The sequence below is a fragment of the uncultured Gordonia sp. genome (genome assembly GCF_937858515.1).
Taxonomy (GTDB): Bacteria; Actinomycetota; Actinomycetes; order Mycobacteriales; family Mycobacteriaceae; genus Gordonia.
This window is the reverse complement of sequence record NZ_CALLZT010000142.1, coordinates 1-21,603: the sequence shown is the minus strand read 5'-3', so window position 1 is coordinate 21,603 and position 21,603 is coordinate 1. Positions and strand designations below refer to the sequence as shown.

At 67.0% G+C, this 21,603-nt stretch carries 18 protein-coding genes and 1 pseudogene; 9 read left to right on the top strand and 10 right to left on the bottom strand.

The window, feature by feature from the left end; genetic code table 11:
• Positions 1 to 47: 47 nt before the first annotated feature.
• The gene (locus tag Q0627_RS13235; RefSeq protein WP_298810533.1) at positions 48 to 1,244 is read right to left on the bottom strand and encodes an aminotransferase class V-fold PLP-dependent enzyme; all 1,197 of its coding nucleotides are present in this window, start codon (positions 1,242 to 1,244) and stop codon (positions 48 to 50) included.
• Positions 1,245 to 1,317: 73 nt separating this feature from the next.
• Between Q0627_RS13235 and Q0627_RS13230 the strand changes: the two genes are divergently transcribed.
• The 4 genes from Q0627_RS13230 to Q0627_RS13215 are packed head-to-tail and all read left to right on the top strand — an operon-like array spanning position 1,318 to position 4,484.
• On the top strand, positions 1,318 to 1,848 hold the full coding sequence (locus Q0627_RS13230) for a bacterial proteasome activator family protein (RefSeq protein ID WP_291014877.1): 531 nt from the start codon (positions 1,318 to 1,320) through the stop codon (positions 1,846 to 1,848).
• A gap of 52 nt (positions 1,849 to 1,900) precedes the next feature.
• Entirely contained in the window at positions 1,901 to 2,761 is an 861-nt protein-coding gene (locus Q0627_RS13225; protein WP_291014875.1) for an ABC transporter permease, read from the top strand.
• Positions 2,762 to 2,772: 11 nt separating this feature from the next.
• Positions 2,773 to 3,579 carry an ABC transporter ATP-binding protein gene (locus tag Q0627_RS13220; RefSeq protein ID WP_291014873.1) on the top strand — a complete coding sequence of 269 codons (807 nt, stop codon included), beginning with the start codon at positions 2,773 to 2,775 and terminating at the stop codon, positions 3,577 to 3,579.
• Entirely contained in the window at positions 3,576 to 4,484 is a 909-nt protein-coding gene (locus Q0627_RS13215) for a glycosyltransferase family 2 protein (RefSeq protein ID WP_291014870.1), read from the top strand. The genes Q0627_RS13220 and Q0627_RS13215 overlap by 4 nt, the downstream gene beginning before the upstream one ends.
• A 30-nt stretch (positions 4,485 to 4,514) precedes the next feature.
• Here Q0627_RS13215 and Q0627_RS13210 read toward each other — a convergent pair.
• The 6 genes and pseudogenes from Q0627_RS13210 to Q0627_RS13185 form a co-directional block, all read right to left on the bottom strand.
• Positions 4,515 to 4,652, bottom strand: a pseudogene (locus Q0627_RS13210) (IS1634 family transposase); the annotation flags it as partial.
• 77 nt (positions 4,653 to 4,729) lie between these two features.
• The gene (locus Q0627_RS13205) at positions 4,730 to 6,271 is read right to left on the bottom strand and encodes a dynamin family protein (RefSeq protein WP_298810528.1); all 1,542 of its coding nucleotides are present in this window, start codon (positions 6,269 to 6,271) and stop codon (positions 4,730 to 4,732) included.
• A complete protein-coding gene (locus tag Q0627_RS13200; protein ID WP_298810527.1) occupies positions 6,255 to 8,156 on the bottom strand; it encodes a dynamin family protein in 1,902 nt (633 codons plus the stop codon). Before Q0627_RS13200 ends, Q0627_RS13205 begins: the two co-directional genes overlap by 17 nt.
• Before the next feature lie 143 nt (positions 8,157 to 8,299).
• Positions 8,300 to 9,133, bottom strand: a complete 834-nt coding sequence (locus tag Q0627_RS13195) for a hypothetical protein (protein ID WP_298810525.1) — start codon at positions 9,131 to 9,133, stop codon at positions 8,300 to 8,302.
• A 148-nt stretch (positions 9,134 to 9,281) separates the two neighbouring features.
• The gene (locus Q0627_RS13190; RefSeq protein ID WP_298810523.1) at positions 9,282 to 10,622 is read right to left on the bottom strand and encodes an IniB N-terminal domain-containing protein; all 1,341 of its coding nucleotides are present in this window, start codon (positions 10,620 to 10,622) and stop codon (positions 9,282 to 9,284) included.
• A 127-nt stretch (positions 10,623 to 10,749) separates the two neighbouring features.
• The gene (locus tag Q0627_RS13185) at positions 10,750 to 11,364 is read right to left on the bottom strand and encodes an IniB N-terminal domain-containing protein (protein ID WP_298810521.1); all 615 of its coding nucleotides are present in this window, start codon (positions 11,362 to 11,364) and stop codon (positions 10,750 to 10,752) included.
• Positions 11,365 to 11,730: 366 nt separating this feature from the next.
• Between Q0627_RS13185 and Q0627_RS13180 the strand changes: the two genes are divergently transcribed.
• On the top strand, positions 11,731 to 13,779 hold the full coding sequence (locus Q0627_RS13180) for an Hsp70 family protein (protein ID WP_298810518.1): 2,049 nt from the start codon (positions 11,731 to 11,733) through the stop codon (positions 13,777 to 13,779).
• Positions 13,780 to 13,783: 4 nt separating this feature from the next.
• A complete protein-coding gene (locus Q0627_RS13175; protein ID WP_298810515.1) occupies positions 13,784 to 16,177 on the top strand; it encodes a LuxR C-terminal-related transcriptional regulator in 2,394 nt (797 codons plus the stop codon).
• A gap of 24 nt (positions 16,178 to 16,201) precedes the next feature.
• Here the strand turns inward: Q0627_RS13175 and Q0627_RS13170 are convergent, their stop codons facing one another.
• Positions 16,202 to 17,050 carry an SGNH/GDSL hydrolase family protein gene (locus tag Q0627_RS13170; RefSeq protein WP_298810512.1) on the bottom strand — a complete coding sequence of 283 codons (849 nt, stop codon included), beginning with the start codon at positions 17,048 to 17,050 and terminating at the stop codon, positions 16,202 to 16,204.
• Between the two features lie 190 nt (positions 17,051 to 17,240).
• Here Q0627_RS13170 and Q0627_RS13165 point away from each other — a divergent pair, with 190 nt between their 5' ends.
• On the top strand, positions 17,241 to 18,113 hold the full coding sequence (locus tag Q0627_RS13165; RefSeq protein ID WP_298810509.1) for a TIGR03619 family F420-dependent LLM class oxidoreductase: 873 nt from the start codon (positions 17,241 to 17,243) through the stop codon (positions 18,111 to 18,113).
• Positions 18,114 to 18,116: 3 nt separating this feature from the next.
• Here Q0627_RS13165 and Q0627_RS13160 read toward each other — a convergent pair whose 3' ends face one another.
• Positions 18,117 to 18,575, bottom strand: a complete 459-nt coding sequence (locus Q0627_RS13160; protein ID WP_298810772.1) for a GtrA family protein — start codon at positions 18,573 to 18,575, stop codon at positions 18,117 to 18,119.
• 81 nt (positions 18,576 to 18,656) lie between these two features.
• Positions 18,657 to 19,487, bottom strand: coding sequence for an aldo/keto reductase (locus Q0627_RS13155; RefSeq protein WP_291014475.1), 831 nt, complete (start codon positions 19,485 to 19,487; stop codon positions 18,657 to 18,659).
• A 64-nt stretch (positions 19,488 to 19,551) separates the two neighbouring features.
• On the opposite strand from Q0627_RS13155, the gene Q0627_RS13150 reads away from it, so the two are divergent.
• Together Q0627_RS13150 and Q0627_RS13145 are read left to right on the top strand one after the other, a co-directional pair.
• Positions 19,552 to 20,808, top strand: a complete 1,257-nt coding sequence (locus Q0627_RS13150) for a lipase family protein (RefSeq protein ID WP_298810506.1) — start codon at positions 19,552 to 19,554, stop codon at positions 20,806 to 20,808.
• 193 nt (positions 20,809 to 21,001) lie between these two features.
• A partial coding sequence (locus tag Q0627_RS13145; RefSeq protein WP_298810503.1) for a hypothetical protein occupies positions 21,002 to 21,603 on the top strand: 602 nt, incomplete at its 3' end.

Here is a 21,603-nt window from a genome sequence, read left to right as displayed (position 1 = left end):
CCCCGAGAGTAGCGCCGAGTGCTACCCGGTGACGGCAATGTGCAGTGTCAGCCGAGGGAGGCGAGGGTGCGGGCCAGGTGATCTACTTCGACGGGGGTGGAGTAGGGGCCCAGGCCGATGGTGACGGCACCGCCGAAATCGTTGACGCCCATCACGTCGAGGGCGCGGCTGGGGACACCGGCGAGGGCGCGGACTCCGTTGTCGGCGAGGCGCTGGACCACCTTGTCGGAGCTGACGCCGGAGAAGGTGAAGCTGAGCAACGGGACCCGGTTGGCCGATTCACCGATGACGTGTACCTGGCTCAGGTTTTCCAGCGTGGACCGCAGGTACACCATGAGACGGCCGAGGTATTCGGCCTGACCGCTGATCGCGGTGGTCAGCCGGTGCCGACGTTCACCGCCGGAATCCTCGTCGAGGCCGGCCAGGTAGTCGACAGACGCAACGGTACCGGCGAGGAGGGCGCCGCTGACCCGTTCGGGTTCGAGGCGGGCGGGGCCGGTGGCCTGCGGGTCGAGGCTGACCGATTCGAGGGCGTTGATCCGGTCGGGGTCGGCGAACACCATCGCCGCAACCGGCGGACCACCCCACCGCTGCGCCGACACCACCACCACGTCGGCGCCCAGTTCTTTGATGTCGAGAGTGTGGAACGGTGCGGCGCTGGTGGCGTCGACGACGAACAACGCGCGCGCGTGAGCGGCTCCCGGGGCGATGGGTTGAAGGTCGGTCAGCACGCCGGTCACCGTCGACGCCATCGACACCGTCACCACCGACACCGGGCCGGTCAGGAGTTTCTCGTACTGCCACGACGGCAGCTCTCCGGTCTCGACGTCGATCTCGGCCCACCGGGTATTCCAGCCGCTGCGTTTGGCCAGCCGCAGCCACGGGATGATGTTCTCCTCGTCGTCGGTGCGGCTGACCACGATGTCGCCGACGGCTTTGCGCGAGGACAGCAGCGACTCGGTGAGCGCCGATATCAGCGAGAGCCGCGAGTTGCCGAGGACCACCCCGGCGGGGTCGCCGCCCACAAGGTCGGCGATGGCCCGCCGGGCCCGGTCCGTGACGTCGGCCGTTGCCCGTCCGGTAGGGTAGAGCGGACTCGGCGGGGCGGAGAACTGCCGGAATCCGGTCGACACGGCCGAGGACACCGAGTCGGGGATCGGCATCCCGGCCTGCGGATCGAAGTGAATCCAGCCGTCGCCGAGCGAGGGAAACAGCCCACGCACGTACCCGACATCGAACGCCATGGTCCCCACCCTAACGCGCACCCCCGGCCAAACTCGCGCATTGCTGTCGGAGTGACCCCATAAACTCGTGCGCATGATTCCTAATCCGTTCAGCAGTGAGGGGTCGTCCGCATCGGGTGCCGGCGACGAACAGGTTGTAGTGGTCGGCGTCGATCACGGCGACGGCGAGGGGCAGAGCGTCGCAGAGATGGTGGAGCAGCCTGCCAAGGTGATGCGGATCGGCACGATGATCAAGCAGTTGCTGGAGGAGGTACGGGCCGCTCCTCTCGATGACGCGTCCCGCAACCGGTTGCGCGATATCCATCAGACGTCGATCCGCGAGTTGGAGAGCGGGCTCGCTCCCGAGTTGCGGGAGGAGCTCGAGCGGCTGGCGTTGCCGTTCTCCGACGAGGTGACGCCCTCGGATGCGGAGCTGCGGATCGCGCAGGCACAGCTCGTCGGCTGGCTCGAGGGGTTGTTCCACGGGATTCAGACGGCGTTGTTCGCGCAGCAGATGGCCGCCCGGGCGCAGCTGGAGCAGATGCGTCAGGGGGCGTTGCCGCCGGGTATGGGGGTGCCGGGCGCGCAGGGGCACGGCCACGACAGCACCGGGCAGTATCTATAGGACCGTGCGGGCCGCACCGGTGGCGGGCGTTTCGCTTGTATGCTGAATCTCCGTGTCAGTAGTTGTCGGCGACGACGTCCCCCCGGCCCCCGCGGTGTCCGATTCGCGTACGCTGCGTCGAGGTCTCGCCGACCTCGCCCAGGGGTTGCGCACGCACGAGCTGTGGCTGCACCTGGGTTGGCAGGACATCCGGCAGCGATACCGGCGGTCGGTGCTGGGTCCGTTGTGGATCACCATCGCCACCGGTGTGACGGCCGTGGCGATGGGGCTGCTGTACGGCGAGCTGTTCGATCAGGACATCAAGACGTTCCTGCCGTATGTGACGCTCGGGTTCATCTTCTGGAACTTCATCCAGATGTCGATTCTCGACGGCGCCGAGGTGTTCAGTAAGAACGAGGGCCTGATCAAGCAGATCCCGGCGCCGGTGAGCGTGCACGTGTACCGGGTGGTGTGGCGTCAGCTGATCATCTTCGCCCACAATCTGGTGATCTTCGTGATCGTGCTGATCGTGTTCCCGCAGGATCCGGGGTGGGGGGCGTTGCTGGTGTTCCCGGCGTTCGCACTGTACATCCTCAATTCGGTGTGGGTGGCGATCGTATTCGGCATTCTGTCGACCAGGTTCCGCGACATCGGTCAGTTGCTGACGACATCAGTGCAGTTGGTGTTCTTCATGACGCCGATCATCTGGTCCGCCGACAGTTTGAGCAGCACGACGCACGAGTCGTCGAGCAGGCTCAAGATCGTCGAGATCAACCCGATGTTCCACTATCTTGAGGTGGCCCGCGGGCCGTTGCTGGGCAACGACATCGAGTTCTATCACTGGGCGATCGTGCTTGGTTGTACGGCTTTCGGCTGGCTGCTGGCACTGTTTGTGATGCGTAATTATCGGGCCCGCGTGCCCTACTGGGTGTAGGAGAAGCACGAATGGCAACCTCTGATGTGCGGGTCGACACCTGGAATGCGGGTGTCGATTTCCCGATTTTCGATGCCAAGACGCGGTCGATCAAGAAGTCGGTGATCGGTGCCGCCGGCGGCGTGATCGGGACGACGGGCTCGAAGGTGATGGTCGTCGAGGCCCTCAAGGACATCAACCTGCATCTGCGGCACGGTGATCGGGTGGGTCTGGTGGGCCACAACGGCGCCGGAAAGTCGACGTTGCTGCGGCTGCTGGCCGGCATCTACGAACCGACGAGCGGGTCGTGCCGGGTGCGGGGCCGGGTGGCGCCGGTGTTCGACCTCGGCGTGGGCATGGATCCGGAGATCTCCGGGTACGAGAACATTCTGGTGCGCGGCATGTTCTTGGGCATGAGCCGCAAGGAGATGCTGCGCAAGGTCGACGACATCGCCGAGTTCACCGAACTGGGCGACTATCTGGAGATGCCGCTGCGCACGTATTCGGCGGGTATGCGGGTGCGGGTGGCGCTCGGGGTGGTGACCAGCACCGACCCGGAGATTCTGATCCTGGATGAGGGCATCGGCAATGTGGACGCCGCGTTCATGAAGAAGTCCCGCAAACGTCTGCAGGAGTTGGTGGAGCGGTCGGGCATTCTGGTGTTCGCGAGTCATTCGAACGAGTTTCTGGCGCAACTGTGTGATCGCGCGCTGTGGATCGATCACGGCCGGATCCGGCAGGAGGGCGGGATCGAGGAGGTCGTCGAGGCCTATGAGGGTCCCGAGGCCGCGGCAAGTGTGCGCAAGGTGCTGGCCGACATGAAGAAGGACAGCGAGTGAGCGAACGTATCGTCGCGGTCGTCGTCACGCACAAGCGCGCCGAGTTGCTGGCCGAGTCGCTGAAAGTGCTTGCCGCCCAGGATCGTCCGGTCGATCACCTCGTGGTGGTCGACAATGCCGACGAGGCCGTCGTGGCTGATCTTGTTGCCGGGCAACCCATCCCGACAACCTATATCGGTTCCAAGCGGAATCTCGGCGGGGCGGGCGGTTTCGCGCTCGGGATGTTGCACGCACTCGCACTGGGAGCCGACTGGGTATGGTGCGCCGACGACGACGGCCGCCCGGACGGTCCGTCGGTGCTCTCGACGCTACTCGCGTGTGCGAAACGCCATGGGCTCGACGAGGTGTCGCCGGTGGTCGCCCGCATCGACGACCCCGACACCCTCGCCTTCCCGCTGCGCCGCGGGCTGGTGTGGCGGCGCAAACGTTCCGAATTGTTCGCCGACGACGAGACGCAGGACGACGATCTGCTGCCCGGCATCGCGTCGCTGTTCAACGGGGCACTGTTCTCGGCATATGCCCTGGAAGTGGTCGGCGTGCCCGATCTCCGGTTGTTCTTCCGCGGCGACGAGGTGGAGATCCATCGCCGCCTGCAACGATCGGGCCTGAATTTCGGCACCTGCCTGACCACCGGATATCTGCATCCCGACGGCGCCGACGAATTCCGCCCGATTCTGGGTGGCCGCATGCACACCCAGTACCCCGACAACGAGGTCAAACGGTTCTTCACCTACCGCAACCGCGGCTACCTGATGAGTCAGCCCGGAATGCGTAAACTACTGCCGCAGGAATACGCCCGATTCGGCTGGTATTTCCTGATTCAGCAGCACGACCCGAAGGGCTTCGCCGAGTGGATGCGGCTACGTCGGCTCGGCCGGCGGGAACGGTTCATCCGGCCCGAATAGTGTCATCGCCGGCTCTTCCTCGGGCAGGCCGAGATCTAGCTGCCCCTGCCCTTCGCTCAGGCGCTGGGCGGCGACCCGTTTGAGGATGTCGAGTTCCTTTGCCGAATGCGCCGACCCGAGGTGCTCGATCTGCCGTGACCCGCGCCGGTTGGCGTACACGATCTGCACCGCGGTCGCCCCCGAAGCCGTCTTCACCGTCCGCACATACGCCACGGGCACCCACGGTACAGGCAGCTACGACCAACTCACCGCATCCGATGCCCAGACCCCCGTATCCCAGGTTCCCGTATCCCGGATTCCCTCATCATCGACGTCCGGGTCATCTGCGCCACGATGCCCTCGGCGCTGCGGGCGGCAGCCCGGCACACCCGGGTGGTGAAACCATCGTTGAGCGGGTGGCCGGACCGGGCCCGCCATCGTTGCACGGCGGCCAACGCCCGGTCGCGGCCCGAGGTCATCGCCTCGAACGGATCCAGCCCGAGCCGGTCGTCGGGTGAGGCCCCGTAGCCGCCGATCAGGCGCGTCACCTCGACGATCTCACTGTCGGTGAGACTCGTCTTGCACGAACGCAGCCGGCCCAGCAGACGCACCTCCTCGAAGCCGTGGACGTCCCCGAGCAGCCGACGGGTGGCGGCCAGGATCGGCGCGGTGCCGTCGACGGGATGCCTGGTCAGTATCCGGGCGAGTTCGGTGAGCGCCGAATGGGCCTTCAACTGCTCTGCCCGCTGCCCGAATTGCACCTCGATCCGCTCACGCAGTTCGACGATTCCGCTGCGCTCGAGCAATTGGGCCGAGAGGGTCGCGGCATCGGGTACTCCTCCTTGCAGCAGGGCGATGGCGATACGGATGCCGAAGATGCCGAAGCGGTTCAGCAGGGCCACACGCACGTCGGCGGGAACCGGCAACGGACTGTTCTCGCGGGAGAATCGGTCGACGGACAGCATTGCGAGCTGCAGATCGTCGGCGGATGCCTCGGCAAGTGCACGCAGTGCGGTGAACTCACGCTGGCGCAGTGTCCGGGCGGTCACCGCGAGCAGCCCGGCGACGGGGACGACGGCCTGGCACAGTCCCGATGCCGACAATTCGCCGGCATATCGGGCGGCGATCTCCTGGGCCGAGAGCATCGCGTCGATCCGTCCCACGCCGATCTCGTCCGCACGTGAAAGGACCCCGATCACCCCGAGCGGGCCACCCCGGCCACCGACCTGCCGGTTGAGTTCGGCCAGCGTCGAATAGTCCGCGGCGGTGGACGTGCGCATCAGGTACACCACCGCGTCGGCGCCCGACGTCCCGTCCTCGGGGGCGAGCAACCGCAGTGTGCGCCGGGAGATCTCGGCGTTCAGCGAAGTGGTGCCGGGGGTGTCGATAATGGTGACGCGGTTCAATTCCGGTGTCGGCCAGGCAACTTCGAGACGATCGAGCTCAGCCGGATCGAGCCGGCCGAGATCGAAGTTCAGATGTGCGTCCCGCCGCTCGATGGGGACCGCGGCGTGCTGACCGTTGACATGGCAGGCCTGCACCGACGGCGTGGTCCCGTGCCGGAACCAGGTGACGACCGTGGTGCATTCGGTTGCCGCGGTGGGCGCGAGTTCTTCGCCGATGAGGGCGTTGAGCAGGGTCGACTTACCCGCCTTCAACGCACCGGCCAGGGCGATGCGCAGCGGTTCGCGCAGTCGCCGGGCGCACCGCTCGACGTCGGCGAGCGCGATCGGCGGTGCGTTCCGGTCGCGCCGGTACACTTCGACGGCGTCGTCGAGGAGTCCGGCGAGTTCAGGCGACGTGCTCATGTGCTGCTCCTCTCGCCTTGTCCCCGCTCACTTTGTCCCCGCCAGCCTTGTCCCCGCTCACTTTGTCCCCGCCGGCCTTGCCCCCGCTCGCCCAGGAGGCGACGTCGGTGAGGAACTTGAGTCGGGACTCCAACTCCTTGGCCCGCTTTTCCTGCTGGGACACTTCGGATTTCGCCGATGCCTCGATCGCCTTGAGTGATTCGGTCAACGACCGGGTGGTCTGTTCGGCGATGCCCCGGAAATGATCGCGCAGCACGCGCTGGATTTCCCGCAGCCGGGTCCGGGACTCGCGTCCGACCTCGAACAGCACATCGTCGACGAAGGTCCGGATCGCGACCTTCGCCTCGGCCCGGCGCCGCAACAGCCGGTTCTCGGCGTCCTCCTTGTAGGATTTGCGGCCGAGCAACATGCCGGCGGCCAGCGAGAACGTAACGGGTATCGGCAACCCCAGCATCGCCGGCAGCATCGCGAACATCATTATGCCGCCGTAGGATCCGCGCATACCGACGAGCATCTTCTCGCCGAAGCCCAGCGGCTCGAGGTCGAGGCCGACCAGATCGCTGACCGGGCCGAGTTCGCCGCCGACCGAGCCGAGGGCGCGTTCGGGAAGTTCCATATCGACAGCGTCGGAAAAGGATTCGGCGACTCGCCGCGCGAGCTCGAAGGATCGTTCGTGGGTGACGATGAAATTGTCCCCTACACTTTCGGCGATCTCGTTCTTGAGTTCTTCACCCAGTTCGTCCCACATCTGGGCCGGATCACCGGAATCGATTCTGGCCTCGTACTTCTTGAGCATCGTGCGGGTGCGCATCCGCAGGTCGTGGTCGGCATCTGCGGACAGGTCGGCCACGCCGTCGTTGAGCACCTGCTGCCACAGCGCCGATCGCGCCGACAGTTCCTTGGCCTCGACGCGGGCTCTGTCGAGTTCGGCGATGATCGCCTCGCGCGCAGCCGGATCACGGGCCGCTTCCAACTCGGCACGAGTAACCAGCGCCAGATGCTCTGCAGACGAACCGATCTCGGCCATGACGAGCTTCTGCATCCGTGCGGTGGCCTGCGCGATCACCTTGGTGTGCAAGAACTCCAGGATGGCCGGGAAACCCGATTCGTCGTTGAGTTCGGTGTCGTTGAGCCGGATCGCGTGATCACGCAGAACGGACGACACCGGCAGCGGGGTCAGATCGGTGCCCTGCTTGCGCAGATGCGCGATGTCGGCGTCGACCACCTCCCGCCACATCGGATACAGATCTGTCTTGGTGCCCACCACGAGAGCGTTGCCGCACAGCTCATTTGCCTGCCGGATGAACGACATCTCCGGGGCCGTGTACTCCTGGCTGACATCGGAGGCGATGACGATCGCATCCGAGGACGCGAGCAGCCCGAGCGTGCCCGAGGCGTGCGGATTGCCCACCCCACCGGTTCCGGGCGTATCGACGACCACGAGACCGCGGGCCAGCAGCGGGGACGGAACCCCGATCTCCAGGCGGACCACGCGGGCACCGCCGGCTTCGGGTGCATGGGACAGATCCCGCGACACCGCGTCGATGGGCAGTTCGATGCTCCGCTCCCGCACCCGTCCGGAGTCATCGGGCTGCGGTTCCTCGACGATCAGCCGCGCCCGCGGCTGTTCGGAGTGCCCGACGACGGTGATCGTGGAGGTGGTCTCGCCGTCGCCGACCCGGGCGACGGGCACGTTCAGCAGGGCGTTGATGAGATGACTTTTGCCCTGTTTGAGCTGACCGACCACCACCACGCGGGCGGCCGGGTCATCGATCCGGGCCCGCGAGCCGCGAAGCCGGCGGGCCAGGTCGTCGCGCCCGGCGTCGTGTGCCATGTCGACCAGTCGCCCGAGGATCTGGCAAACCTTGGCGGTGTTCTCGTCCATCTGCTGATTCCTTCTCGTCTGCCGGGCCTGTTCTGGTCGAAAGATGTTGTTGCCGGGTTCGATTCCCTGGGATCACCCGGGTTGGGCGATCCCAGGGAATCGGTCACTGTACTGCCCGGTGCGCCCGTGACGGGCGTCCGCGGTCAAGCGTCGAAGACGTCGCCGAGGAATCCGACCGGATCGGACAAGCCGGCCATGACGTCGCCGACGACCGTGGTGTAGGAGTCACCGAAGTGCGTCGACTCGTGGGTGTTGTACGAATCGTCGGTGTTGAACGAGTCGTCGGTGTTGAACGAGTCGCTGACGTCGTGCGAATCGTGCGACGAGTTGTCGACCTTGAAGGCGTCGCTGATGTCGTGCGAATCGTGCGACGACTGATCGTTGAACGAGTCATGGGCCGACTGATCGTTGAACGAGCCATTGAACGAATCGTGAGCCGACTGGTCGTTGAACGAGTCATTGACCGACTGATCGTTGAACGAATCGGTGACGTCGTGCGAATCGTGCGACGACGAATCGTTGTACGAATCCTTCGTGACGTGGCTGCTGCTGTCGGAGGTGATTCCGCCGGTGCGGCCGCCCATGTCGATGTCGCCCAGATTGATGCCGCCGCCGTCGCCGCCGGCGCCCGGGCCGCCATGACCACCGGGTCCCCAGCCGCCGCCCCCGACGCCCCCACCGCCGTCGCCCGCGTTGACGTTCAGGGTGTTGTGGCTGTCGTTCTGCGAGTTGTCGGTGTTCTGGGTGACCGTGGTGTTGCCGCTGCCGTCACCGGTGTACGACTGGTCGATGTTGGTGGTGGTCGTCGTGGTGGTGTTGCCGACGGAGTTGCCGATGCCGGCGACACCGCCGGTGGTGGCGACCGGGGCGTTGATGTCACCGCCGGCGGCGACCGCTCCGGTGCCCTCAGCCGTGACGTTGGTGTAGGTCGAGCTGTAGTCGTTGTTGCTCGCGTCGTACCACTGGTTTCCGCTCATTGTCTTTTCCTTTGCCTGAGTTGTGATTTGGATGTTGTCGGGATGGCTTCCCGATGTCTTCTACGTTATTTCTTGTTGTGCTGTCCGGGAACGGGGTTGACCCCCTCCGTCTTTGGGGGATCACCGGGGGTCTCCCCCGTCCGGGTGATCAGGGACCGCCCACCAGGTGGTGGTCGAGTTCGGTTGCCGCAGGAGCGGTATCGGCCACCGGGGTGATCTCGGGGACGTAGCTCACCGGTGCGGCATCGACCGGCTGGTCGTACACCTGCGAGTACGCACCGTCATCGACCGGCAGTGTCTCCATACCGATATCCCCGGGCGCCGCCAAATGCTCGACGGGAGACTGTTCACCACCCAATTGATCGGCCCCTGATTGGTCACCGGGCAGCTGGTCACCGGCAGAATCATCGCCGGGCAACTGATCACCCTGGGAGTGGCCGGCGTCGGGATGATCGACGGCCGCCTGACCGATCTCGTTGTTGCCCAACCGATTCTCTTCGACGGGAGCGTCGCGAAACGGTCCGGACGTCGCCGGCGTCTCCTGCACTACTTCCGAATCATATTCTGGTGCAGTGTGATTGACCTGCGGAACCGGCTCGGTCGACGATGTCTCCGAGGCCAGGAGTGTGGCCGGCACCGGTTCGAAGGCCTGCACCACCGGCTCGGCCGGCGCCGGGGACGACTGCGTGGGCGTGAGAAGCGGCACCGCGTCCACACCGATCGGAACCGGATGGAATGCCGCGGCCTGCACCGGGGCCGGGGCCGGGGCTACCGGTGCGGCCACCGGCGCCGGTGGGGCCGTTCCCGGAGCACCAGGACCCCCGTCGCCTCCTCTACCACCCTCTCCCGCACCGATATTCAGCTCGTTGTGGCTGTCGTTCTTCGAGTTGTCCTCGATGTCGGTGATGGTGGTGTTACCGCTGTTGTCGCCGGTCCTCGACGCGTCGACGTTGGTCGTCTCCGTCTTGTCCTCGTTGCCGACCTTATTGTCGGCTCCTGCGACGCCACCGGTGGTGGCCACGGGTGCGTTGATGTCACCGCCGGCGGCGACGGCACCGTCGCCGATCGCCTGCACGACCGTATTGTTGTCTCCGTAGATCTCGGTATGAATGATCTGCTGGTAGTAGTTGTTGGTGATCTGCTGGATGATCGATGCCGCCGAGCTGTCCGGGGGGCACGCCGGCGGCTCCCAGTGGCCACCACCGCCGCCACCACCGCCACCACCGCCCGGGGTGGGTGCGGTCGGGGTGGATACGGTCGGGGTCGGCGCAGGAATCGACTGCACCACAACCTCCACCGCATCGTGAACCTGCTGCGGGGTGACGTGTGAGAGATCGGCGTCGGCCAGGCAGCCGGCGGGGTTCTCGTTGAAGTGCTGTGCTTTGTCCGCGTCGCCGAACAGACTGCGGATGAACTCGATCAAGATGTTCTCATCGCGATCGTGGTCCTGCGCGGTCCGTTCGGGACTGGTTGTCGGGTTGGGGCTCATCGGATCTCCTCGGTTTCGGTGCCTCACTGCGAGGCGACGTGACTTTCACGCTATGACCGAACGCCCCCGAACTGAACGGGACACTCCCCCATCGTTTTCCGTACAGGAGGGGGGATCGTTAGGGGTGTCAGTCGCCGCCCATGAGGTGCTCGTCGGGCAGCTGCTCGTGGACGTGCTCAAGGCCGGTCTGGCCGAACGCGGGGTCGATCGCGACGGACAGCGGGGTGTGATCTGCCAATGCCGGGTCGGGCGTGTGATCGGGGAATGCCGGATCCAGGGTGTGGGTTTCGGTGCCGGTGATATCGGCTTCCAGAATGTCACTGCTCGGGGTCCAGGACTGCTGCTCGTTCGGCTGATAGTCGACCGGCGCAACGAATTCGGAGAACTCCGTGGGAATCTCGCCGAACCCACCCCCGTCCGTCGAACCCGCGCCCCAGTCCCCCGCGACATGTTCACCCGTAAAGGATTCAGCAGGGTCGGGTTCACTCATGACAGGTTCGTCGAGTAACGAGAACGCTTGTGCGACATCGCTGCTACGCCAGATGGCGGCCGCGTCGCCGTCGGTCGACGTCGCGGTGGGCATACTTCCGGCGACCGGCAGCAGTGCCCCGATATCGTCGGGTGATACATCAGGCAGGTTTGCCTCGTGGAGAACCTGTTCGGGGTTCGCCGAATAGGCGGCCGCCAGCGACGGGTCATGGACCAGCGCGGTGACGAACTCCAACAATGACGGCGCGGACACGAGAATCTCCTCATTTCGGGCTATGCGCAAATGCAAGCGGATACTCCGACGGTATCGCCGACCACGTCCTCCGGGTTCGGGGCAATCACCCGTGGCCTTGCCCGTCACCCCGGGGACAACTCCGCATCGCCGATCGGCTCATTAGGGGATCGGGTGATGCGACCTCGGGGCTACTCGGATCCCCCAAGGGTGCCCCTAACAGAAATGAGTAGTCCCCTACGCATGTGATCACCCGTCGCGCCCGGTTCACTCGTATCCATTCACCCGAACGAATACGCACGAATCCGGTTCACTTGGAGCCGGCTCACACGAACTAGTTCACGGACAACACGCCACAGAACACAACTCACCGCGGAGGAGCCGACCATGAACACCGTCCCGGGCGCGACCTCACTGGGCATCTCACTGGGCACCGGCAACCTGTATGCGGTGCCGGGTCCGGAGGCCGTCCCGGTTCGTCACAGTGCCGTACTGACCATCTGGCCCACCGCTCCCGACGGTGGCGGATCGGCCCCGGAAGGCGGGACGGCGACCGAGAATCCGAGGCTGCGTCCCGGCGGTCTGACCATCACCGGGTTCATCGACCGCCTCGGCGATCCGGTTCCCATCACCGCACCCGACGGTGGCGCACATGCCGCCGAATCCCTGACCGCGGATGCGATCAGGTCGATCGCACGTGCGGCCACCGGCGGATTCCCCACGGCCTCAACGGCTGTCGTGGCCTATCCCGGTTGGTGGCCCGGTGATCGGGTGGCCGCTCTGCGCGACACGCTCGGCGAGCAGGTGCTTCTGGAATCCGATATCCGTTGTGCTCTTGCCGAACTCGGACAGCACCCCGATTTTCCGTCCGCCGGGCCGGTGGTTCTGATCGACGTAGGCGCGTCCGGCACCACCGTCGCGTTGGTTCAGGGTGACCGGATTCTCACCGTGCCCGTGCGGGTCGACAAACCTAGCGGCAACGACATCGACCTGGCGCTGCTACGGACGGTGCTCGCCGAGGCGGTCGACGACCCGGCAATCCTGGCCGGCAACGATCCGAATATGACCGCGGCCCTATCGGTGCTGCGTGCGCGGTGCACCGCGGCCAAGGAGGAACTGTCGACGGCGACGGCGGTGGTCGTAGACGTCGACCTGCCGGGATATCGGACCGACGTCCGAGTCACGCGCGGGGAGCTCGATGAGATCGTCGGCGGTCAGATCGATCAGGTCGTCCAGGCGATCGGTGAGGTCACCGCACGCGCCGGAGGCGGCCCGCAGGGGGGCCCACTGTCGGTGACCGATCTGCACGCACTCGCGGCCGTCGGTGGTGGGGCCTCGATAGGTGCACTGGCCCAACATCTTTCAGGAGTGTTTCATCTTCCGGTGGTGATAGACCGGGACCCCGCGACCACCACGGCCCGCGGTGCGGCCCGCATCGCCCGCCCGGCCGGGTCACCACCCCGGACTGTCGCTCCCCAGATGCCATCACCCCAGACGCAATCGCCCCGTGTGCCATCTCCCCGGGTGCCATCACCGCCGATGCCATCACCCCGGGCGGCGGCGCCCCAGATGGCGGCACCCGAGATGTCGGCACCCCAGACGACAGCACCCCAGACGACGGCCCCGATCCCGGTTCCGGGGTCGTACAGCCCCGATGGCCTTCACCCGCCGGTCCCGACCGGGATGGCCGCGGTCGGTGGGCCGGGTGCAGGCCCCCGGCCGATGCTCACCTTCGCCGAACCGGCAAAGGGTCCGGCAGCCGACAAGCGCAGGCGTCGGTGGCCGGTGATCGTCGCGGCCGGAGCGGTCGTGGCGGTGCTCGGCATCGCCGGTACGGCCGCCGCACTGCATGACAACGATGCGTCCGCACCGCCCGACACCCGGCCATCGACCTCGCAAAGTCGTTCCGCGACAAAATCATCCACATCGACGACGACCAGGACGGTCACCCCGCAACAGCAGGAGGTGGTTCCGGAGACCGAGCAACAGACCGCGCCCACCGCCGAGGTGACCCAGGAGCGGCGCTCGGTGACCGATCCCCCGGTCGTCACCACGTCGAGGGCCCCCGTGTCGGTGGTCACCCCACCGGTCCCGGTCAACTCTGGCACGCCTCCTTCCAATCCGCCGCCGGTCATCAGCTCCGATACACCACCGGTCTCCTCGAATCCCGAACCCAACCCGAATCCCGACCCCGAACCGAACCCCGAACCCAACCCGAATCCCGACCCCGGGACCGGGACCGGCACCGGTGACGGGACCGGGACCGGAACGGCCAAGGGACCAGGCACCGGCACCGGCACCGGCACCGGCACCGGTGCGGATTACTCCGCTGTCCCGGTGGCCCAGGAAAGCGGCGTGCAGAAGCCGGCCGCGAGCGCCGCTCCCGACAGCCAGAACAACAGCAACCAGAAGACCCAGAACGGCGGAGGTGACTGACCCCATGAGCGTGACCTCATGGTTCGACGATCAGGCCCGCACACTCGTGGCCGGCCTGACCGATCCGGCGGGCCAGGCCGAGACCCGGCTCGTCGTCGGCCCCGCGGGCAGTGGCCGATCCCGGGTTCTGCACGCGGCCGCCGGCCACCTGCGGGCGGCCGGCATCACCGTCGGAACCCGATGGGCGAACCCCGGACCGGAAGGGTGCGCACTGCTCGTCGACGATCTGGACCGGCTCGACGGCGACGCATTACAGCAGGTCACCGAGCTCGCCGACAGGCACACCCATGTCATCGTGGCCACCTGTGCGCCACGGCGCCGGCCTGCGGCGCTGCGTGCCACGGCCGCCCGGCTGACGCTCGACGCTCCCCCGCTCCGGTTGGGGTCGCTGACCGCCGACCGGATCGCCGAGCTGTTGCCCGAATCGGACCGGGCGCTCGCCGACAGGGTGCACCGGGCGACCGGCGGCATCCCGTGCCTGGTGCACGCGACGCTGCCGGTACCACCGCAGTCGCATCCGAGCACCGCCGATCTGAACGAGGCCGCCGACCGCGAGATCCGCGTCCGGCTCGGCGAACTGCCCGCCGCGCAGGTGTCCTCGATCGTGCTGGCCCCCCTCGACGCGTCGATCGGCACCGCCGACATCGCCGCCGCGCTGGGCGTCGGCTTCGACGAGGCTGCCGACATCGTCGACCTCGCCGCCTGCACGGGACTTCTCGACGCCGACGCCGCGCTCAGGTCTCGGGTGCACCGGCTGGCGGTGACCACCCTCGGGCGATCGGAGGTCACCCGGATCGAGCGTGCGTTGGAGTCGGCGTTGCGGGCCGGCGGCGGATTGTCCGCGGCGTTGTCGGACCGGCTCGCCGCCGATGGGCTGACCCGTTCGGTCGATGCCGAACTCGACGCACTCACCCACCGGATGCGCTGCGGTGAGCCGGCCGGGGTCGAAGCGGTGCTGGACGGCCTGTGGGAGCGTCTGGACGACGGTCAGCGCGTCCGGGCGGTCGACCTGTCGGTGGCCGCGGCCGCCGCGGCCGGGGACAGCGAGCGCGCACTGGGTCCGATCGACTGGGTACGCCGCCGGACGCCTGCCGAGGCGATCGGGCCGGCGACCCGGGGCCGCTGGGCCACACTCGCCGCCATAACCGGAAAGGTACAGTCCGTCAACGAGTTTCGGGAAGATCCCATCGAATCGGGGCCACAGCTCACCGACCGGGTCGATGTGATGGTCGCCGGCGGTGTCTGCGCCTCGCTGAGCGCGTCGGGAAGCACCGCGATGACCACGCTGATGCGGGCGGCGGCTGCCGAACGCGACTGCCTGGGCGTCCGGCCGACCGTCGACACCGCGGCCAACCTGGCAGCTCTGCTCGCCCTGCACGTCGGCCGGCCCGACGCGGCCCGCTCGGTTCTGTCCCGGGTGCCCGGCGACGCCGTCCACGGCCATGCGCTGCGCGGCGAGATTCTGCTGGGCTGGGCCGCGATGGCGTCGGGCGACCTGGACCGGGCCGAGGCCGTCGTCGACCGCCACTGCGGTGAAATACTCTGTGCCAGAGACGATATCGCGGTATCCTCGTTGCGGGTCGCGATCGCGCGGCGTCGTGGTGACGGCGGCACGATGCGGGCCGCGCTCGATCGGGCGATGGTGGTGCTCGCCGAGTACCGCGTCGACCTGCTCGGGCTGATGTTCGTCGGGGAACTATGGGTCGCGGCCGCGGCCGCCGGGCGGGCAGCCGAACCGGTGTCCGCGGTCTCCCGCGCCCGCGAACTGGTCGACGCGCTGGGCCCGGCAGCCCAGTGGTCGAGCCTGTTCCACTGGTACGGCGTCCACGCGGCGATCGCCTCCCGCACCCCGGCGGCGCTGGTACCGCACGCCCAGGCGCTGGCCGTCGCCGGCCGGTCCTGCGACTACGCCGCCGCGCTGGCCCGGGCCGGAAAGGTGTGGGTGCAGGTGCTCGGCGGGGACGTCGACGCCGACGACGTCGACGCCGCCGCCAGGGAACTCGATGCCCACGCCCACACATGGGATGCCGCCCAGCTCGCCGCCCAGGCCGCGCTGTGCGCACAGGACCCCCGGGTGGCCGGCACGATGTTGCAGCTCGCGCGGTCCCTACGCACCCACCACATCCCCGAGGACCAGGCCGAACCGGACGAACCGGCCGGCCGGGCACGCATGACGTCGATGCTCAGCGAACGCGAGCGTGAGGTGGCCGCACTGCTCCTGGACGGCATCACCTACCGGGATATCGGTGCGCGCCTGTTCATCTCACCCAAGACCGTCGAACATCACGTGGCCCGGATCAAGCGGCGTCTCGGTGCCGACAGCCGGACCGAGCTGCTGACCACGCTGCGGGCCATGAAGCTGGGTTCGGCGGCCAGGGGGATCTCCCGGCCGGCCTGAAACCCCGATCTACCGAAACGCGGCTTACCGCGAGCCCGCGATGTACAGCGAGCGGACGACGTAGTCGGCGAAGACGGTGCGGCCCAGGCCCAGGTGCACGCCGTCGCGGGCCCAGAATCCGGGATAGAAGGTGAACGCGCGGTCCCAGTGATTGACGTCGAGGTTGGCGTAGCGGACGTCGGCGAGGACGAGTTGGCGACGCATGACGGACATGTACTTGTCCAGGAAGGCGTGGTTCATGTAGTTCGGCGAGCCGGAATTGACGATGGTGCGGGGGGTGATCCAGTCGACACGGGAACGGCTCCCGACGGCGTTCATGATCTGGTCGATGCGGCTGCTCAGCTGGCCGGCGTCGCCCCTGGTGGTGGCGGCGTCGTTGGTACCGATCTGCACTATGAAGCAGTTGACGCCCTGGCCGCGCATCCAGTGGATCACCTGGAGCGCGTTGCCGTAGTAGCCGGTGGTGTTCTTGCCCGCATGGGTGACCGAACGTCCCGACGCCGCGCTGTACAGGAACGGTTTGCCGGTTTTGCGGAGGTTGTACTTGAGCCGGTCCCGGCTGCCGCTGCCGCCGGGCCAGGGTCCGGCGCTGAGGCTGGCACCGACGAGGCCGACCTTTCGGCATTCGTTGAGGGTGCGGGGCGCGCCGAAACCACTGGAACCGAGCGAGCCGGTGCTCGAGCCCGCGTTGGAGGAGCCGAGTTCGCTGGAACCACTGGCGACGGCGTCGGCGGGTCCGGTTGCCACGACATCGCTGGAGCCGGTTGGCGCCGCCACGGCGACTCCCGGTGCCGACAGGGTGAGTGCGGCCAGGAGCGACACGGCAGACATCAAGACGGCACGCATCGACAGAGCGGCGATCGACTTCTTCACAACCTGGACCTTTCAGGTGAGTCATGGAACGCCGATCGGCGCGCACGAGGTTAGGTTCGCCTCGTTAATCTAGCCGTCGACACCTGCGCGTTACCAACAGGAACCCGCCGCGTGACGCATGCCACATTCTGAGCTCATGTCGGGATCTCAACTCCTGGCCGAGAAACTAGAACGTGTTCTAGTATCGGGTATGCGATTCACCTTCGCCGAAGCGATGACCGACCCCGCCTACTACGCACCCCTCGCGCAGGCCGCCGAGCAGGCCGGATTCTCCGGGTTCACCATCCCCGACTCCCTCGCCTACCCTGAGCAGTCCGACGCCAAGTACCCGTACACCGAGGACGGCGACCGCGAGTTCCTCGAGGACAAGGCGTTCATCGAGACGTTCATCATGGCGGCCGCACTGGGTGCGGTGACCCCCACGATCCGGTTCCCCCCGTTCGTGCTGAAACTGCCCGCCCGCCCGCCGGCGCTCGTCGCCAAGCAGGCCTCGTCGGTCGCGTATCTGACCGGCAACCGGCTCGCACTGGGCGTGGGCACCAGCCCGTGGCCGGAGGACTACGACATCATGGGCGTCGACTTCGCCCGCCGCGGCAAACGCATGGACGAATGCATGGACATCATCGCCGGCCTGACCACCGGCGAATACTTCGAATTCCACGGCGAGTTCTACGACATCCCGCGCATCAAGATGACCCCCGCGCCCACCGAACCCATCCCGCTGCTCGTCGGCGGCCACGCCGACGCCGCGCTGCGCCGGGCCGTGATCCGCGGCGACGGCTGGATGCACGGCGGCGGGTCCGGCGACGAACTCGACGCCCTCCTCGACAAGATCGCCGACATCCGCAAGGCCGAGGGAAAACTCAACGACCCCTTCGAGATTCACGTCATCTCCCTCGACGCCTACACCGTCGACGGCGTGAAACGGCTGGAGGACAAGGGCATCACCGACGTCATCGTGGGCTTCCGCGTGCCCTACAGCAAAGGCCCGGACACCGAACCTTTGCAGAAGAAGATCGACCACCTGAACTGGTACGCCGACAACGTGATCGCGAAGGTGTAATCGTCAGCCGATCTTGAAGATCACCGCGCGCTGCACCACGAAGTTGATGACCGTCGCGGTGCCCTGGGCGATGCCGTAGGCCAGGAGCGCGTAGATGAAACCGTCCGGCCACAGGTGCACGAACAGCGCGTACAGACCGACGTTGACGGCGAAGGTGACCAGGTACAGGCACATCACGGCGATGAACCGGGCCGCGCTCGGCTCGGCCCGGAACGTCCAGCGCCGGTTGATCAGGTACGCGGTGGTGGTGCCGACGATGAACCCGATCGTCTTGGCCAGCCACGGGTCGAGCCCGACGGCCGCCTGCAACAGGTATGTCAGGCCGAAGTCGAGGACACCCGACCCGGCACCGGTCACCACGAACCGGACCAGCTGCGTTTTCAGATCGACGTCAGTCTGTGACATCCCCCCTCGCTGGGCTCGCCCGGCCTCTTCATCGTCCACGGGGATCTCGATCGGCATCGGCGCATGCCGCGTCGAGAAGTCCTCGTGGTGGCTCTTGCCGGATTCGGGGTGTGACACGGCGACAACCCTAGCGCGTACTCAGAATTCTTCGTCGATATCGGAGTCGCGGGCGGCCGGCTCACCCCGGTCGAGCGCGGCGAGCGCGGTCAGGTCGTCGGAGTCGTACTCGAAGTCGAACAGGTCGGCGTTCTCGATCTGCCTGCCCTCGTGCGACGACTTGGGGACGATGCTGATGCCATGTGTGACAGCCCATTTGAGAGCGATCTGGGTGGGCGACTTGCCGTATTTGCGGGCCAGCGCAATGACCGACGGATCACTGAGCAGCCCCTCCTTGCTGCCCGTCGGATGCCACGCCTGGGCGTGAATACCCTTGTCGGCCATGAACTCCCGCAACTCGGTACGTTGCAGCACGGGTGAGCACTGGATCTGGTTGAGAGCCGGCCACCGGCCCGTCTCGTCGTACAGCGTCTGCAGGTGATGCCGTTTGAAATTGGACACCCCGGCCACCCGCACATAACCCTCGTCGACCAGCGTCAGCAACGCCTTCCAGGTGTCGACGGTCTTGCCCAGCGACGGGCACGGCCAATGAATCATGTAGATGTCGAGATGGTCGACGCCGAGCCGGCGTGCACTCTCCTTGGCCGCGTTGATCGCCTCGTCGAAACCGTGATCGCCGCCGGACAGCTTGGTCTGCACCACAATGTCGTTGCGGGACACCGCCGATGCGGTCATACCCATCCCGACGGCGAGTTCGTTGCTGTACCTGGTGGCCGTGTCGATGAGGCGATATCCATTGCGCAGCGCCGTCGACACCGACCTGATACAGGGGCGCCCGAGCATGGCGTAGGTCCCGAGCCCGACCAGTGGGATCGAATACCCGTTGTTGAGCGCAACTGTCGGCATTTCCACCGGGCCAACGATACTGGTCACCTGCTGCATACGCGGCACAACCGGCTCTTATACCCTCGAACAGATGAACCGCTCGCGCACTCTTCTCCGACGTCCGACGGTGTTCGGCTCTCGCCGGCGAACCGGGCTGACCACCGGGGCATGTGCGGTGGTCGCGGCCCTGGCCGTGGGTCTGGGCGGGGGCCTGGGTGCCGGCACCGCGGCGGCCGACGAACCCGAGTACCACAGCTGGTCGGGCATGGATGTCCGCGGCTACGCGGGTCCGATCCCGGCCAGGTCGGGCACACTCATCCGCGACGTCGCCCTCGACAAGAAGCTGTGGGTACCCAATACCGCACGGGCGCAACGCTTCCTGTACTCGACGCCCGACGTGCACGGCAAGAATGCGGTCAGTACCGCCGCCGTGTTCGTGCCCGCCGGCACCGCACCGGCAGGCGGCTGGCCGGTCGTCGCGTGGGCGCATGGCACCACCGGACTCGGCGACAACTGCGCGCCGTCGACATATCCGCGTATCCCGCGCGATACGGCCTATCTGGCGCACTGGCTCAAGCAGGGGTACGCGATCGTCGCCACCGACTACGTCGGCCTCGGCACGCCCGGGCTCATGAGCTACCTCAACGGACCCACCGAGGCGCACTCCATCGTCGACTCGGTGAAGGCGGCCCGGCAGCTGGGTCTACCGCTGGCCCGCAAGTGGGCAATCGTCGGCCAGTCCCAGGGCGCCGGCGCCGCCCTGGCCGGGGCACGTCACGCGACCGCGTTCTCCGCGGGCAGCGGACTGGACTACCGCGGGGTGGTCGCCACCGGTACCCCCGCCAACATCGAGCAGATCGTGGCGCTCGCCGGCCCCGGCTTCCCGCCGATCACCCTGCCCGCCGCGCTCAACGCCTACACCGCCTACATCCTCGCCGGATTCGCCGACGCCCGACCGGACCTCGACGTCGACGGCGTACTCACCCCGCTCGGCAAACGCGTGCTCAAGCAGGCCACCGAACTCTGCTACAGCGAACTGAGCCCGAAGATGGACGGTGTAAAGGCCAGTGCGATGTTCAGCAAGCCGTTGTCGAGCCTGCCGAACGTCCGGGCCGCGCTCACCGAATACATGGGCACGCCGTACAGGGGCTACGACCGGCCGATCTTCCTCGGCCAGGGACTGCTCGACAAGGACGTCCCCGCCCCCTCGGCGCTGTCCCTGTACGCGCAGATGAAGGCCAACAACCAGCCCGTCGAACTGCATGTCTACCCGGACAAGGACCACTCGGGAACGGTGCTGGCCTCGCTGAAGGATTCGACGCCGTTCGTCGCCCGCATCATGCGCTGACCCGCCGGAGGTCTGGATACACCTGGTGCGTGGGGCAGCGCCCATACCAGGTAGTGCGGCGGCGTAGGTCGAGTAGCCGACTACGCTGCCGGGCCTGGCCTGGCGGGCCTACGCTGGTGTGATCGGCCTCACCGGGCCGCAGCCCGTCCCACCATCTCACCAGAGGTCACCCATGAAAAAACGTGGGCCATTGTTGACCATCGCCGCCGTGGCGATACTCGGCCTGATACTGATCGCCATCGCCGTCTTCGACAAACCCGAGGACACCACCGCGCGCACCTCAACGCCACCCGCCACGAGCACCGGCACACCGCCGCCGTCCGGGCCGCCCACTTCGGCCGCTGACCGGACTGCGACAACTCCGTTTCCGCCCAACGCCGACTTCGTCGGGACGCTGCCACCGACATCGGCCAACACCACGACACTCTCGGTCACGGTCGAAGGTGCCAACGTCATCGCCTACGCCTGCGACGGCGCAACCACCGAAACGTGGCTGAGCGGGACCATCACCGACGGGAAGATCGACATCACCGGAAAGAACAACTCGCGGATGACCGGCACCCTCAACGGTGACGACCTCGTCGGAGAGATCGAACTCGGCGACGAGCAGTGGGACTACACCGCCGGTAAGGTCCAGGCGCCTGCGGGACTGTATGTCGCCGAGCAGAACGGTGAGAAGGTGGCCTGGATCGTCGACGCCGCCGGCTCGGTCACCGGAGTCCGGCGCCTGCCCGACGGGACGTTCCGCCCGGCACCCGACCTTCCGATGAAGGATGGCAAGGTCACCGACCCTTC